The sequence below is a fragment of the Rhizobacter sp. genome (genome assembly GCF_031412495.1).
Lineage (GTDB): Bacteria > Pseudomonadota > Gammaproteobacteria > Burkholderiales > Burkholderiaceae_C > Schlegelella_A.
Window position 1 is genome coordinate 1 of the sequence record NZ_JANODC010000404.1, and the last position, 13,955, is coordinate 13,955.

Consider the following 13,955-nt stretch of genomic DNA (forward strand, 5'->3'; position numbering starts at 1 on the left):
GCGCCGCCGAGCGGCAGGCCATCAATGCACCGATGCAGGGCACGGCCGCCGACCTCATCAAGCTGGCCATGATCGCGGTGCAGGAGCGGATCGACCGCGAAGGCCGGGCGACGCGGATGGTCATGCAGGTGCACGACGAGCTCGTCTTCGAGGTGCCGCACGCCGAGCTCGACTGGGCCCGCGCGACGCTGCCGACGGTGATGGCCGGCGTGGCGACGCTGGCGGTGCCGCTGGTCGCCGACGTCGGCATCGGCGCCAACTGGGACGAGGCGCACTGAGCCAAGCCGAGGCTCGCCCTCCCTGTCACGAAACTGTCGCAATCCGCCTCCTACACTAGGCAATGAGTTCACCCGCCGCCAAGGCACGGGTGGCGATGCCGCCGCTGCTGAAGCGGGAAAGCGCCATCCTCGGCTTCAACCGGCGGGTCCTGGCCCAGGCCCAGCGGGGGGACGTGCCGCTGCTCGAGCGGCTTCGCTACGTGTGCATCGTCTCGTCGAACCTCGACGAGTTCTTCGAGGTCCGCTTCGCCGACTGCCTGGAGGCGTCGCGCCTGCCGGGCACCTCGACCACGCCGGCCGACATCGAGTCGCTCGCCGCCGAGGCGCATGCCCTGATCGACGAGCAGTACGCCGTGTTCAACGACGAGGTCATGCCCGCCCTGGCCACCCAGGGCATCCGCATCGTCCACCACTTCCAGCGCAACGCGGCCGAGCGGCGCTGGGTCAAGGAATTCTTCGAGACCCAGGTGCGACCTCTCCTCGTGCCGGTCGGGCTCGACCCGTCGCACCCGTTCCCGCAGGTCGCCAACAAGTCGCTCAACTTCATCGCCCGGCTCGCCGGCAAGGATGCTTTCGGCCGGCGCAACACGGTGGCCATCGTCAAGGTCCCGCGCGTGCTCCCTCGCGTCATGAAGCTGCCGCCCAAGCGGGGCGATCCGGTGCAGAGCTTCGTGCTCCTGACCAGCGTGATCCGGGCCCACCTGGGCGAGCTGTTCCCCGGCCGCGAGGTGGAGACGTTCTCGCAGTTCCGGATCACCCGCGATTCCGACCTCGAGGTCGACGCCGACGTCAGCAACCTGCGCCAGGCGCTCCGCTCGAGCCTGACGACGCGCCACTTCGGCCAGGCCGTCCGCCTCGAAGTCGGCAGCACCTGCCGGGCCGAGCTGTCCGGGTTCCTGCTGCGCCAGTTCGGCCTCGCCGAGTCGGCGCTCTACAAGGTCAACGGGCCGGTCAACCTGGTCCGGATGAACGAGCTGACCTACCTGGCGCACGCTCCGGCGCTGCGCTTTCGGCCGTTCGAGCCGGCCTGGCCGGCGAGCCTGCCGCGCCAGCAGTCGATGTTCGAGCGGATGCGCGCCGGCGACCTGCTCCTGCACCAGCCGTTCGAATCGTTCGAGCCGGTGGTCCAGTTCGTGCGCGAGGCGGTGCACGACCCTGCGGTGCTCGCCATCAAGATGACGATCTACCGCGCCGGCGGCGAGTCGCCGCTGATGGACCTGCTGATCGACGCCGTACGCCGGGGCAAGGAAGTGATGGTCGTGGTCGAGCTGAAGGCGCGCTTCGACGAGGAGGCCAACATCAACTGGGCCGAGCGGCTCGAGGCTGTCGGCGCGCAGGTGGTCTACGGCGTTGTGGGTCTGAAAACGCATGCCAAGCTGATCCTGGTGACCCGTCGGGAGGGCGGACGGCTGCGTCGCTATGCCCACATGTCGACCGGCAACTACAACGAGGCGACGGCCCGTCTCTACACCGACCTGAGCTTCTTCACCGTCGACCCCGACCTGACCAGCGATGCCGATGCCGTTTTCCAGCAGCTCGCCAGCCTCGGCCGCACCCGGCCGCTCAAGGCCTTGCTGCAGGCGCCGTTCACGCTGCACGAGCAGATGCTGGCCCACGTCGGCCGCGTGGCCGAAGCGGCGGCTGCCGGGCGCACGGCGCGCATCGTCGTGAAGATCAACGCGCTCACTGACGTGCCGCTGATCGAGGCGCTGGTGCGCGCCGGGCAGGCCGGAGCACAGATCGACCTCATCGTCCGCGGCGCCTGCATGCTGCCGCCGGGGCTCGAGGGCGTGACCGACCGGATCCGCGTCCGCTCCATCGTCGGCCGCTTCCTCGAGCACACCCGCATCGCCTATTTCCGCTGGGGCGACGGCGCCGGCGACGAGGCCGTCTTCCTGTCCAGCGCCGACTGGATGGGGCGCAACATGTTCGGGCGGATCGAGATCGGCTGGCCACTGCGCGACCCGCGCCTGCGTCAGCGGGTGATCGACGAGTGCCTGGTGCCCTACCTGCGCGACAACCGCGACGCCTGGCTGCTGCAGCCCGACGGCAGCTACGAGCGCGTCGCCGACGGTCCGGACTCGGCCCAGGAGGCGCTCGTCAACCGCTACGCCGGCCGCGTCTGATGGACCTCATCCTCTGGCGGCACGCCGAAGCGGTGATGGAGAGCGAGGATCAGCCCGACCTCGAGCGCCCGCTCACCAGCAAGGGCGAGCGGCAGGCGCAGCGGATGGCCGAGTGGCTCAACCGTCACCTCGCCCATTCGACGCGCGTGCTCGTCAGCCCGGCCTTGCGCTGCCAGCAGACGGCGCAGGCGCTCGGCCGCAAGTTCCGCACCGTCCCCGCATTGGCGCCCGGTGCCGGGGCCGGGGCGCTGCTGGCAGCGGCGCGCTGGCCGGACGCCAGCGAGCCGGTCCTCGTCGTCGGGCACCAGCCGACCGTGGGGCTCGTCGCCGCCCTGGCCCTGACCGGCACGGCTCAGCCCTGGTCGGTGAAGAAGGGGGCGGTGTGGTGGCTGCGCAGCCGCTCGCGCGAGGAGGGCGAGCGCGTCGTCCTGCAGGCGGTGCAGGGCCCCGACTCGCTCTAGGCAGCGTTTCCTAGGCTTCGCCCCCGACCAGGCGCGGCGGGCGGGCGCCCGTCTTCACCTTGGTCCAGGCGGCGACTTCCTCGCGCAGCAGGTGCAGTGCGCGCGGGTGGGCGTCGGCCCAGTCCGGCTCGATGCCGATCGACGCGCCATCGCTGCCCGGCCGCAGGGTGATGAGGCCGGGGTCGACGTCGTCGCGGGCGTGGCAGACGATCACGGCCAGGCGCAGGCAGAGCAGGCGCAGGGCGAACCCAGCGTCCTGCAGCTGCGCCTCCATCTTGCGCAGGCCGCCGCGGTGGCCGAGCACGAGCTCGCCCATGCGCCGCAGCTGGTTCTGCGAGAACCCGGGCGCATCGACGTGCGTCAGCAGGTAGGCGCTGTGCCGATGGTGGTCGTGGTGCGAGACCATCATCCCGGCTTCGTGCAGGGCGGCGGCCCAGCCGAGCTCGCGCGCCGCCTCGTGGTCGGCCTTCGGGTCGGCATCGGCCAGGAGCGACGTGGCCAACGCGCCGACCCGTCGCGCCTGGTCGGCATCGACGCCGAATCGCTGCTGGAGCTCGTGCACCGACTGCTCGCGCAGGTCCTCGCCGCCGGCGAGCCGTTCCGCGGTCTGCCGTGCTTCTAGGTCGAAGATCACGCCCTGGCGGAGCGCGCCGCGCGCCGGCTTCAGCTCGGCGATGCCGAAGTGCGCCGCCAGCGTGTAGAGGATGGCCAGGCCGCCGCCGATCACGGCGCGGCGGTCGTCCTTCAGCCCAGGCAGGTCGAGGCGGTCGGCGCTGCCGGCCTCGAGGCAGCGCTCCATGAGCCAGCGCAGGCCGTCGGGCGTGACGCGTCCGTCGCTGACGCCGGCCGCGGCGAGGATCTGCGAGACCGCGCCCACCGTTCCCGAGGAACCGAGCGCCTCCGACCAGTGCCGGGGCGCGAACGGCACCAGCGCCTCCTCGAGCTCGGCGCCGGCGGCGACCTGCGCTTCGTGGAAGCCGCGCTTGCTGAAGCGGCCGTCGGGGAAATACTTCATCGACAGGCTGACGCTGCCGATCCGGAACGACTCGGCCAGGAGCGGGCGCGGCCCCCGGCCCAGGATCATCTCGGTCGAGCGGCCGCCGATGTCGACCACCAGGCGCGGCTGCGACGACGGCTGCAGGCGCGCGACCCCGGCGTAGATGAGGCGGGCCTCCTCGCGTCCGGAGATGACCTCGATCGGGTGGCCGAGGGCCTGTTCGGCGCGAATCAGGAACATGTCGCGGTTGGTCGCCTCGCGCAGCGTCTGCGTCGCCACCGCGCGCACCTGCGCCGGGGCGAAGCCGTCGAGCCGGCGCGCGAAGCGGGCCAGGCAGTCGAGCCCGCGCATCGCCGCGCCCTCGTCGAGCATGCCGGTCTCGTCGAGACCGGCGCCGAGGCGCACCGTCTCCTTCAGGTAGTCGATGCGGCGGTAGCGCCCGTCCTGCAGCTGACCCACCTCGAGGCGGAAGCTGTTCGAGCCCATGTCGATGGCAGCCAGCGGCCGGCTGGCGCGCGGCTCGCTCTCGCTCGCGGCGGCAGAGGTCGTTTCCATGCGCCGCATTGTGGGCCGGTGCATGCACCTCGCCGGGTCGGACGGCACGCCGAAGCTTCCTAGAATGCCCTGTCCACCGCCCCGGAAAGTCGCTCGATGCTGCGCCCCGATCCCGACCTCGTTCCCGTCTCTGGCCTGCGTTCGCCCACGGGCATGGGCTACGCGGCGGCGACGCAGCCGGTCGCCGCGCAGGCGATCAGCACGCCGGCCGACGATCTCGTCGCCGGCGAGGTCAGCATCGCTTCGGGCGACTTCGCGATGCCGGCCTACCGCGCCTGCCCGCAGGGCGCGGGGCCGTTCCCGGTCGTCCTGGTGGTGTCCGAGATCTTCGGCGTGCACGAGTACATCGCCGACGTGGCGCGGCGCTTCGCCCGCCTGGGCTACCTGGCCATCGCCCCGGAGATGTTCGTGCGCCAGGGCGACGCCAAGGCGCCGGCGGAGATCGCGACGCTGTTCGCCAGCATCGTCTCGAAGGTCCCGGATGCGCAGGCGATGGCCGACCTCGACGCCTGCGTCGCCTGGGCCGCCCGGAACGGAGGCAACACCGGCCGCCTCGCGGTCACCGGCTTCTGCTGGGGCGGGCGCATGACCTGGCTCTACTGCGCGCACAGTCCGGCGGTCCGATGCGGCGTCGCCTGGTACGGACGGCTGAGCGGCCCGACCACGCCCTTGCAGCCGCGGCACCCGGTCGACGTCGCTGCGGAGCTGCGCGTCCCGGTGCTCGGCCTCTACGGCGATGCCGACGCCGGCATCCCGCTGGAAGCGGTCGAGCAGATGAAGGCGGCGCTGGCCGCGGGCAGCGCCGCGGCGCGGGCCTCGCAGTTCGTCGTCTACCCGAAGGCGCAGCACGCCTTCCATGCCGACTACCGCCCGGCCTACGACGCGGCGGCGGCGCAGGACGGTTGGCAGCGCTGCCTCGCCTGGCTGCGCGCGAACGGCGTGGCATGACGCGGCCCGGCCGCGCCCGGGTCGCCGCAGCGCTCGCTCCTCGCGTGCCCGTCGCGTGACGCTCGCCTGGATCGTCCTGGCGACGCTGGCGGGCGGGATCCTCTCGGTGGCGATCGCCGCCGGCCTGACCGTGGCGGTGCTGTCGCGCGTGGTCCACCACCTCGTGAGCCTGTCGACCGGGGTGCTGCTCGCCACCGCCCTGCTGGACCTGCTGCCCGAGGCTTTCTCCGGCCAGGTGCCGGCTCAGACGCTGTTCGCGACGCTCCTCGGCGGCCTGCTCTTCTTCTTCCTCCTCGAGAAAGCCGAGCTGTTCCGGCACAGCCACCACCACGAGGGCGACGATCACCACCATCACCACGGCTTCGACCGGCAGCAGGCGGGACGGGGCGGCTGGACCGTCATCCTCGGCGACAGCATCCACAACTTCTGCGACGGCATCATCATCGCCGCCGCCTTCCTCGCCGACACCCGGCTCGGCGTCGTCACCGCGCTGGCGATCATCGCCCACGAGATCCCGCAGGAGGTCGGCGACTACATCGTGCTGCTCAACGCCGGGCTGTCACGCGGCCGGGCCCTGTTCTACAACGCGCTGTCCGGGCTGGCCGCGGTGGTCGGCGGCGTCCTCGGCTATTTCGTGGTCGGCCCCTGGCAGGCGTTCTTCCCGTACCTGCTGGTCATCGCCGCGAGCAGCTTCATCTACGTCGCCGTCGCCGACCTGATCCCGCAGCTGCAGCACCGCCTGACGCTGCGCGAGACGGCGGCCCAGCTGGCCTGGCTCGGCGCCGGCATCGCCATCGTCGCCCTGGCCATGGCGGCCCTGCACGCCCACTGAGGGCAGCGGCGCGCTTCAGCGGATCAGGAGGACCGGCACCTTCGAGTGGCTGATCACGTCGCGCGTCTCGCTGCCGAGGAAGAGCGAGGCCAGGCCCTTGCGGCCGTGCGAGCCCATGACGATGAGGTCGCAGCGCTCCCTGGCGGCATGATCGACGATCGCCTCCCAGGGCTGGAGGCCCTCGACGGTCTGCGCGTGGCAGACGATGCCGCCGGCGTCGCAGGCGTCCATCACGGCGCGCACGTGGCGCGCCGCCGTGCGCTCCTGGGCGTCGAAGAATTCCTGGGGCGGCGTCGGCTGCATCTCGGCGACGGCGCCGTAGGGGAACGGCTCCTTGACGCAGAGGGTGAAGATCTCGGCGCCCAGGGCCTTGGCCAGGCCCACCGCGGCAGCGACGGCGCGCTGCGTGATCTCGGAGCCGTCGGTCGGGACGAGGATTCGCTTGTACATCGAGGCACCTCCAGCGTTGCGGCGCGATCTTCGCATCGCCGCGGGTGCGCGTCGACTTCGTAAACGCTAGCCGGTCGCGACCGGCCGCGCCGGGTCGGAGGACCATTCGCTCCACGAGCCGGGGTAGAGAACCGATCCGGCGAGGCCGGCATGCTCCATCGCCAGCAGGTTGTGGCAGGCGGTGACGCCGGAGCCGCAGGAGTGGATCACGTCGGCGCCGGGCACGGGGCCGAGCAGGGCCGCGAACTCCCCCCGCAAGGCCTCGGCCGGCTTGAAGCGCCCGCCGGCGTCGAGGTTGTCCTTGAAGAAGCGGTTGAGGGCACCCGGGATGTGCCCGGCGACACGGTCGAGCGGCTCGGTCTCGCCGCGGAAGCGCTCGGGGGCGCGGGCGTCGACGAGCGCCGCGCCGGAACCCCGGCGCGCGACCGCGTCGGCATCGGCGATGGCGACGAGCGACGGGCGCTCCCGATACGGCGGCGCCGCCCTCGGCAGCGGCGTCGGGTCGCTGGTCAGGGCGCCGCCGGCGTTCTGCCAGCCCTGCAGGCCGCCGTCGAGCACGGCCACGGCCTCGTGCCCAAGCCAGCGCAGCATCCACCAGAGCCGCGCGGCGTAGACACCGCCCTGGGCATCGAGGGTGACGACCTGGGTCTCTGGCCGGATGCCGAGCGCGCCGAGGGTGCGCGCGAAGTCCGGCCTCTCGGGCAGCGGATGGCGGCCGTTGCGGCCGGTCTTGACCCCGGCGAGGTCGCGGTCGAGATGGAGGTAGTGCGAGCCCCGGATGTGGCCGGCGGCGAAGCGGCGCTCGCCGGCGCCGGTGTCGGCGAGATCGAAGCTCGCGTCGAGGAGCACCGGCGCCCGGACCTCGGCGACCGAGGCGGCGAGATCCTGCGGGCTGATTAGGGTCGTGCGGTTCGTGTTCATCAGGTCTTCCGGAGATCGGCGCGTGGCCTCACGGCCGCCTCGGGCTGCGCTCCATTTCGCGCCAGTACCACTCGTGGAACTGCTGCATGCCGTCTTCCATCGGGCTCTGGTACGGGCCGAAGTCGTCCTCGCCGCGCACGAGCAGGGCCTGCCGGCCGGCGTCCATGCGCAGGGCGATCTCGTCGTCCTCCGCGCAGGTCTCCCAGTAGGCCGCCTGCTCGGCCTCGACGAACTCGCGCTCGAAGGCGTGGATGTCCTCCGGGTAGTAGAACTCGACGAGGTTGAGCGTCTTGCGCGGCCCGCGCGGGTACAGCGTCGAGACGACGAGGACGTGCGGATACCACTCGACCATCGTCGCCGGGTACGAGGTCAGCCAGATCGCGCCGTGCCGCGGCACCGGGTCGGGGAAGCGGCCCGCGCGGTAGGCCAGCACTGCGTCGTGCCACTTGCGATAGGCCGGAGACCCCGGCTTGGCGAGCTCGTTCTTCGGCCCGACGGTCTGCACCGAATGGTGCGGGCCGAACTCCCAGCGCAGGTCCTCGCAGGTGACGAACTGGCCGAGCCCGGGGTGAAACGGTGCGACGTGGTAGTCCTCGAGGTAGACCTCGATGAAGGTCTTCCAGTTGTAGTCGCATTCGTGCAGCTTGAAGCTGTCGAAGGTGTAGCCGGTGAAGTCGAGATCGCGCGCGGCGCCGACGCCCGAGAGCTCCGCCGCGATGTCGCGGCCGGCCGAGGCACCCTGCGGCTGTTCGAAGAGCATGCCGTTCCACGACTGCAGGGGGAAGCTCTCCAGGTCGCGGCAGGGGTCGTCCGCGAAGTGCGGCGCGCCGATGAGCTGGCCGCCGAGCCCGTAGGTCCAGCGGTGCAGCGGGCAGACGATGTTGCTGCCGCTGTGGCCGCGCCCGCGCAGCATGATCGCCTGGCGATGCCGGCACACGTTGGACAGCAGGCGCACCCCTTGTGCCGTGCGCACGAGGGCGCGGCCTTCGCGTTCCTGGGGCAGGGCGTGAAAGTCGCCGACCGCCGGGACGGCCAGCTCGTGCCCGACGTAGCTCGGCGAGCCGGCGAAGAGCACCGCCATCTCGCGCTCGAAGAGTTCCGGATCGAAGTAGCTTCCGACGGGAAGCTGGGTCTGGCTGCGGGCGAGCTTTTCGCCTGCGACGCGCGGGTCGGACATGGCCCCAAGTTCCTCCTAGAGCGGTGCCGGCGCCCAGAAAGGACGGCGTGAGAGTGCGGCCGCAGCCGTGGGCAGCAGGGGCAGGGAGTGTACCCGCGCACTTTTGCGCATCCGGGCAAGGCGCCTGTCCGAGCTGGTGCAGCGCCGAAGATGGGGCCCTCGTCGCTGACTACAATCGAAACTTTTCCGACCTGGAATGACGACCGACTCCGCGACGGCCTGCGCACGGGCCCTGCCTGCCACCTACGAGGCCGCCCTGGCCGAGCTGGAAGCCCTCGTTGCATCGATGGAGGAGGGCCAGTTGCCTCTCGAGAGCCTTCTCACCGGCTACCGGCGTGGCACCGAGCTCCTCCAGTTCTGCCGCAGCCGGCTGGAGGCGGTCGAGCAACAGGTGCGGGTCCTGGAAGACGGCCAGCTCAAAGCCTGGCCCGCTGCATGAAGAGAGACGCCTTCGATACGTGGTCACTGGCCGAGCTCGACGCGGTCGAGGCCGCGCTCGACCACTTCGTTCCAGCGCACGCGCCTGCCGGCCTCGGCGAGGCGATGCGCTACGGCGTTCTCGACGGCGGCAAGCGCCTGCGCGCGCTGCTTGTCCTAGCGGCCTCCCATGCCGTGCGCGGCGAGCGCGAGGCCGCCCTGCGGGCCGCCTGCGCCGTCGAGCTGATCCATGCCTATTCGCTCGTCCACGACGACCTCCCGTGCATGGACAACGACGTCATGCGGCGCGGCAAGCCGACCGTGCACGTGCGCTTCGGCGTCGCCCCGGCAATGCTTGCCGGCGACGCCATGCAGGCCCTGGCCTTCGAGGTGCTGACGCCCGTCGACGGCAGCGTCGCCCCGGCGCTGCAGGCGCGCCTGTGCGCGCTCCTCGCCCGGGCCGCAGGCGCCGAGGGCATGGCCGGCGGGCAGGCGATCGACCTGGCCAGCGTCGGCCTCCCGCTCGACGAGCACGTCCTTGCCGACATGCACCGCCGCAAGACCGGAGCCCTGCTGCGGGCGAGCGTGCTCATGGGCGCGGCCTGTGGGCCGACCAGCCCCGAGCAGCTGCGTGCCCTGGCCGCCTACGGCGACGCGATCGGACTCGCCTTCCAGGTCGTCGACGATATCCTCGACGTGACGCAGGCCTCGGCCACGCTCGGCAAGACGGCCGGCAAGGACCAGGACAGCAACAAGCCGACCTACGTCAGCGTGCTCGGCCTCGAGGCCGCCTGGACCCACGCGCGCGAGCTGCGCCGCGTCGCCCAGGCCGCCCTCGACCGGGGCGGGCTCGGCGACACCGAGCGACTGCGCGCCCTGGCCGACCGCGTCGTCGACCGCGAGTCTTGACCACCATGCCTGCGAAGAAGAAGCTTCTCGACGCCATCGACGTTCCGGCCGACGTGCGCCGCCTGTCGCGGCTCGAGCTGAAGCAGCTCGCGGGCGAGCTGCGCGAGTTCGTGGTTCAGATCGTGTCGCAGGCGGGCGGCCATTTCTCGTCGAACCTGGGCACGGTCGAGCTCACGATCGCGCTGCACCACGTCTTCGACACGCCGCACGACCGCATCGTCTGGGACGTGGGCCACCAGACCTATCCGCACAAGACGCTCACCGGCCGCAAGGGCCGCATGCCGACGCTGCGCCAGCTCGGCGGCATTTCGGGCTTTCCGCGCCGCGACGAGAGCGAGTACGACACCTTCGGCACCGCTCATTCGTCGACCTCGATCTCGGCCGCGCTCGGCATGGCCGTCGCGTCGCGCATGAAGGGCGAAGCGCGCAAGTGCGTGGCCGTGATCGGCGACGGCGCGATGAGCGCCGGCATGGCCTTCGAGGCGCTGAACAACGCCGGCTGTCCGCACAACGACATGCATGCCGACCTGCTCGTGATCCTCAACGACAACGACATGTCGATCTCGCCGCCGGTCGGCGCGCTGAACCGCTACCTGGCCCGGCTCATGAGCGGCAAGTTCTACGCCGCCGCCAAGGAGACCGCCAAGACGGTGCTGAAAAACGCGCCGCCGCTGTTCGAGCTGGCCCGGCGCTTCGAGGAGCACGCCAAGGGCATGGTCGTGCCGGGCACCATCTTCGAGGAGTTCGGCTTCAACTACGTCGGCCCCATCGACGGCCACGACCTCGACTCGCTGATCCCGACCCTCGAGAACCTGCGCGACTTGAAGGGCCCGCAGTTCCTGCACGTCGTCACGAAGAAGGGCTACGGCTACAAGCTCGCCGAGGCCGATCCGGTCGGCTACCACGCCGCCTCCGGCAAGTTCGACCCGCTCGTGGGCTTCGTCAAGTCGAAGGCGCCGAGCAAGACCACCTTCACCCAGGTGTTCGGCCAATGGCTGTGCGACATGGCCGAGAAGGACGAGCGCCTCGTCGGCATCACCCCGGCCATGCGCGAGGGCTCGGGCATGGTCGAGTTCGCCAAGCGCTTCCCGAAGCGCTTCCACGACGTCGGCATCGCCGAGCAGCATGCGGTGACCTTCGCCGCCGGCCTGGCCTGCGAGGGCATCAAGCCGGTCGTCGCGATCTACTCCACGTTCCTGCAGCGCGCTTACGACCAGCTGATCCACGACGTCGCGATCCAGAACCTGCCGGTGGTCTTCGCGCTCGACCGCGCCGGCCTGGTGGGTGCCGACGGCGCCACGCACGCCGGCGCCTACGACATCGCCTACCTGCGCTGCATTCCCAATATCAGCGTCCTGACGCCGGCCGACGAGAACGAGTGCCGGCAGGCGCTCTACACCGCCTTCGTGCAGCAGCACCCCGTCGCCGTGCGCTACCCGCGCGGCTCCGGCGCCGGGGTCGCGATCCAGTCCGAAATGACCGAGATCCCGTTCGGCAAGGGCGAGATCCGGCGCGAGAGCACGCGCAACGCGGCGCAGCCGGGGCGGCGGATCGCCATCCTCGCCTTCGGCACGCTCCTGTACCCCGCGCTGGCCGCGGCGGAGAAGCTCGATGCGACGGTCGCCAACATGCGCTTCGTCAAGCCGCTCGATGTCACCCTGGTGACGCATCTGGCGAGCCGGCATGATGCAATCGTGACCGTCGAGGAGGGATCGGTCATGGGCGGGGCAGGCAGTGCGGTGCTGGAAGCGTTGGCGCAGGCGCGGATCGAGATCCCGGTGCTGACGCTCGGCCTGCCCGACACCTTCGTCGAGCACGGCGACCCGGCCAGGCTGCTGGCCCAGTGCGGGCTCGACGCCGCCGGCATCGAGCAGTCGATCCAGCGCCGCTTCGGCGCGCCGCCGGCGCTGCTGCGCGCCGCCGCCGGGCAATAGCAGAAGCGACCCGCGCCGCATGACCAACCTGATCGACGCCCTCCACATCCCCGACACGCAGTCGGCCCGCGATGACCGCAAGCTCGCGATCCAGCGCGTCGGCGTGCGCGGCGTTCGCTACCCGCTGCAGCTGCGCATCGAAGGCGCCTCGCTGCAGACCGTGGCCGACTGGGCCCTCGACGTCGCCCTGCCCGGGGAGCAGAAGGGCACGCACATGTCGCGCTTCGTGGCCTGGCTCGACTCGATCGACGAGCCGCTCGACGCGACCGCGCTGCGCCGCCACGCCGTCCGCATGCTGGAGCTGCTCGGCGCCGATGCCGGGCGGATCGAGGCGGGCTTCCCGTTCTTCCTGCGCAAGCGGGCGCCGGTCTCCGGCGTCGAGAGCCTGCTCGAGTACCAGGGTCGCTGGATCGCCGAGGCCGGTGCTGCGGGCGTGAAGGTCTTCGCCGAGGTCGTGGTCCCGGTCAAGTCGCTCTGTCCGTGCTCGAAGGAGATCTCCGACTACGGCGCCCACAACCAGCGCTCGCACGTGACGATCCGCGTCGAACTGCTGGGCGAACTGTCGTGGCTGGAGTTGGTGCGCTTCGCCGAGGACTCGGCGTCGAGCGAGATCTGGTCGTCGCTGAAGCGTGCCGACGAGAAGTGGATCACCGAGCGGGCCTACGAGAACCCGAAGTTCGTCGAGGACATGGTCCGCGACGTCGCCCTTCGCCTCAATGCCGATCCGCGCATCGGGGCCTACGTGGTCGACGTGGAAAACTTCGAATCGATCCACGCGCACAGCGCGGTGGCGCGCATCGAGCGGCAGTAGCCGCTCGGTGCGTGCCGCCGCGCTGCTCCGCGCGGACAGGGCTGCTCCCTCCCCAACCCCTCCCTCCGAGTGGGAGGGGCCGACCCCTCCGGGGTCGCTCAGCGCGACGGTTTGCGCGATGGCGGGGTCTTTGTTCGCGCGCCGGCGCCGCGCGTGAGCAGCGCTTCACGCAACAGGTACTCGACCTGCGCGTTGACGCTGCGCAGCTCGGCGGCGGCGAGGCGCTCGACGTCGGTCCACAGCTCCGGGTCGATGCGGAGCAGGAACGACTTCTTGTCGGGACTCGCCACAACGGCGGCGCCGCTGGGCGGCTCAGGCGTAAAGGGTCCCGGTGTTGACCACCGGCGTCGCGTCGTGGTCCGAGCACAGCACGACGAGCAGGTTGCTGACCATCGCCGCGCGACGCTCGTCGTCGAGGTGCAGGATGCCGCGGTCGGCGAGGCCGTTGAGGGCCAGCTCGACCATGCCGACGGCGCCCTGGACGATCTTGGTCCGTGCCGCGATCACGGCTTCGGCCTGCTGCCGGCGCAGCATGGTCCCGGCGATCTCGGGCGCGTAGGCGAGGTGCGTGAGCTTGGCGTCGATTACGACGATGCCGGCCTGCTCGAAGCGCTGCTGCAGCTCGTCGCGCAGCGCGGCCGACACCTCCTCGGTGCCGGAGCGCAGCGTCACCTCGGTCTTCGCGGTCGAGCCGGCGTCCTCGAGGTTGTCGTAGGCGTAGCTGAGGGCGAGGTGGCGCAGGGCCGACTCGGCCTGCGTCAGCACGTAGGCGTCGTAGTTCTCGACGTCGAAGCTCGCCCGCGCCGTGTCGTCGACGCGCCAGACCACCGTCGCCGCGATCTCGATCGGGTTGCCGCGCAGGTCGTTGACCTTCAGCTTCTCGCTGTTGAAGTTGTGGGCGCGGATCGAGATCTTCGTCTTGGCATAAAACGGGTTCGCCCAGCGCAGCCCTTCGTTGCGGTCGGTGCCGCGGTAGTCGCCGAAGAGCAGGAGCAGCGCGGCCTGATTCGGCTGCAGCATGTACAGGCCGAGCAGACACCAGAGGCCGATCAGCACCGCGACGACGAGCGCAGCGACCGTCGTCCCGCTCGGCCGCGACACGAGCAGGCCGATGGCGAGCAACAGGACCACGGCGCCGA

The 13,955-nt window shown here is 71.2% G+C and carries 15 protein-coding genes; 9 read left to right on the top strand and 6 right to left on the bottom strand.

What is annotated here, in order from left to right:
- The 3 genes from AC30N0_RS14890 to sixA form a co-directional block, all read left to right on the top strand.
- A partial coding sequence (locus tag AC30N0_RS14890; RefSeq protein WP_489518687.1) for a DNA polymerase occupies positions 1-278 on the top strand: 278 nt, incomplete at its 5' end.
- A gap of 62 nt (positions 279-340) precedes the next feature.
- Positions 341-2,404, top strand: a complete 2,064-nt coding sequence (gene ppk1, locus AC30N0_RS14895) for a polyphosphate kinase 1 (RefSeq protein ID WP_489518688.1) — start codon at positions 341-343, stop codon at positions 2,402-2,404.
- Positions 2,404-2,865 carry a phosphohistidine phosphatase SixA gene (gene sixA / locus AC30N0_RS14900; protein WP_489518689.1) on the top strand — a complete coding sequence of 154 codons (462 nt, stop codon included), beginning with the start codon at positions 2,404-2,406 and terminating at the stop codon, positions 2,863-2,865. Before ppk1 ends, sixA begins: the two co-directional genes overlap by 1 nt.
- Positions 2,866-2,875: 10 nt before the next feature.
- Here sixA and AC30N0_RS14905 read toward each other — a convergent pair whose 3' ends face one another.
- A complete protein-coding gene (locus tag AC30N0_RS14905) occupies positions 2,876-4,417 on the bottom strand; it encodes a Ppx/GppA phosphatase family protein (RefSeq protein WP_489518690.1) in 1,542 nt (513 codons plus the stop codon).
- Positions 4,418-4,513: 96 nt separating this feature from the next.
- Here AC30N0_RS14905 and AC30N0_RS14910 point away from each other — a divergent pair, with 96 nt between their 5' ends.
- Entirely contained in the window at positions 4,514-5,365 is an 852-nt protein-coding gene (locus AC30N0_RS14910; RefSeq protein WP_489518691.1) for a dienelactone hydrolase family protein, read from the top strand.
- A 55-nt stretch (positions 5,366-5,420) separates the two neighbouring features.
- The gene (locus tag AC30N0_RS14915) at positions 5,421-6,197 is read left to right on the top strand and encodes a ZIP family metal transporter (protein ID WP_489518692.1); all 777 of its coding nucleotides are present in this window, start codon (positions 5,421-5,423) and stop codon (positions 6,195-6,197) included.
- A gap of 15 nt (positions 6,198-6,212) precedes the next feature.
- On the opposite strand, the gene AC30N0_RS14920 is transcribed toward AC30N0_RS14915, so the two are convergent.
- From AC30N0_RS14920 to AC30N0_RS14930, 3 genes are all read right to left on the bottom strand, one after another.
- Positions 6,213-6,647, bottom strand: a complete 435-nt coding sequence (locus AC30N0_RS14920) for a universal stress protein (RefSeq protein WP_489518693.1) — start codon at positions 6,645-6,647, stop codon at positions 6,213-6,215.
- 66 nt (positions 6,648-6,713) lie between these two features.
- Positions 6,714-7,571 carry a sulfurtransferase gene (locus tag AC30N0_RS14925; RefSeq protein ID WP_489518701.1) on the bottom strand — a complete coding sequence of 286 codons (858 nt, stop codon included), beginning with the start codon at positions 7,569-7,571 and terminating at the stop codon, positions 6,714-6,716.
- A 25-nt stretch (positions 7,572-7,596) separates the two neighbouring features.
- Positions 7,597-8,745, bottom strand: coding sequence for an aromatic ring-hydroxylating oxygenase subunit alpha (locus tag AC30N0_RS14930; RefSeq protein WP_489518694.1), 1,149 nt, complete (start codon positions 8,743-8,745; stop codon positions 7,597-7,599).
- 196 nt (positions 8,746-8,941) lie between these two features.
- On the opposite strand from AC30N0_RS14930, the gene AC30N0_RS14935 reads away from it, so the two are divergent.
- Genes AC30N0_RS14935 through folE2 form a run of 4 tightly spaced genes read left to right on the top strand, consistent with a single transcriptional unit; the run spans position 8,942 to position 12,816 of the window.
- A complete protein-coding gene (locus AC30N0_RS14935) occupies positions 8,942-9,184 on the top strand; it encodes an exodeoxyribonuclease VII small subunit (protein WP_489518695.1) in 243 nt (80 codons plus the stop codon).
- On the top strand, positions 9,181-10,071 hold the full coding sequence (locus AC30N0_RS14940; protein ID WP_489518696.1) for a polyprenyl synthetase family protein: 891 nt from the start codon (positions 9,181-9,183) through the stop codon (positions 10,069-10,071). The genes AC30N0_RS14935 and AC30N0_RS14940 overlap by 4 nt, the downstream gene beginning before the upstream one ends.
- A 5-nt stretch (positions 10,072-10,076) precedes the next feature.
- Positions 10,077-12,005: a 1-deoxy-D-xylulose-5-phosphate synthase gene (gene dxs / locus AC30N0_RS14945; protein ID WP_489518697.1), complete on the top strand. Its 1,929-nt coding sequence runs from the start codon at positions 10,077-10,079 to the stop codon at positions 12,003-12,005.
- Positions 12,006-12,024: 19 nt separating this feature from the next.
- A complete protein-coding gene (gene folE2 / locus AC30N0_RS14950; protein WP_489518698.1) occupies positions 12,025-12,816 on the top strand; it encodes a GTP cyclohydrolase FolE2 in 792 nt (263 codons plus the stop codon).
- Between the two features lie 98 nt (positions 12,817-12,914).
- Here the strand turns inward: folE2 and AC30N0_RS14955 are convergent, their stop codons facing one another.
- Together AC30N0_RS14955 and AC30N0_RS14960 are read right to left on the bottom strand one after the other, a co-directional pair.
- Complete coding sequence (locus AC30N0_RS14955; protein ID WP_489518699.1) at positions 12,915-13,106, bottom strand: type II toxin-antitoxin system antitoxin; 192 nt, start codon at positions 13,104-13,106, stop codon at positions 12,915-12,917.
- A 22-nt stretch (positions 13,107-13,128) separates the two neighbouring features.
- Positions 13,129-13,955, bottom strand: an 827-nt coding sequence (locus AC30N0_RS14960; RefSeq protein ID WP_489518700.1) for an SPFH domain-containing protein, incomplete at its 5' end; no start/stop codon positions are given.

Bases quoted from the DNA above. Each gene is read 5' to 3' on its own strand.
- ppk1 (WP_489518688.1), top strand. From the start codon at position 341: ATGAGTTCACCCGCCGCCAAGGCACGGGTGGCGATGCCGCCGCTGCTG.
- sixA (WP_489518689.1), top strand. From the start codon at position 2,404: ATGGACCTCATCCTCTGGCGGCACGCCGAAGCGGTGATGGAGAGCGAG.
- AC30N0_RS14905 (WP_489518690.1), bottom strand. From the start codon at position 4,417: ATGGAAACGACCTCTGCCGCCGCGAGCGAGAGCGAGCCGCGCGCCAGC.
- AC30N0_RS14910 (WP_489518691.1), top strand. From the start codon at position 4,514: ATGCTGCGCCCCGATCCCGACCTCGTTCCCGTCTCTGGCCTGCGTTCG.
- AC30N0_RS14920 (WP_489518693.1), bottom strand. From the start codon at position 6,647: ATGTACAAGCGAATCCTCGTCCCGACCGACGGCTCCGAGATCACGCAG.
- AC30N0_RS14930 (WP_489518694.1), bottom strand. From the start codon at position 8,745: ATGTCCGACCCGCGCGTCGCAGGCGAAAAGCTCGCCCGCAGCCAGACC.
- AC30N0_RS14935 (WP_489518695.1), top strand. From the start codon at position 8,942: ATGACGACCGACTCCGCGACGGCCTGCGCACGGGCCCTGCCTGCCACC.
- AC30N0_RS14940 (WP_489518696.1), top strand. From the start codon at position 9,181: ATGAAGAGAGACGCCTTCGATACGTGGTCACTGGCCGAGCTCGACGCG.
- dxs (WP_489518697.1), top strand. From the start codon at position 10,077: ATGCCTGCGAAGAAGAAGCTTCTCGACGCCATCGACGTTCCGGCCGAC.
- folE2 (WP_489518698.1), top strand. From the start codon at position 12,025: ATGACCAACCTGATCGACGCCCTCCACATCCCCGACACGCAGTCGGCC.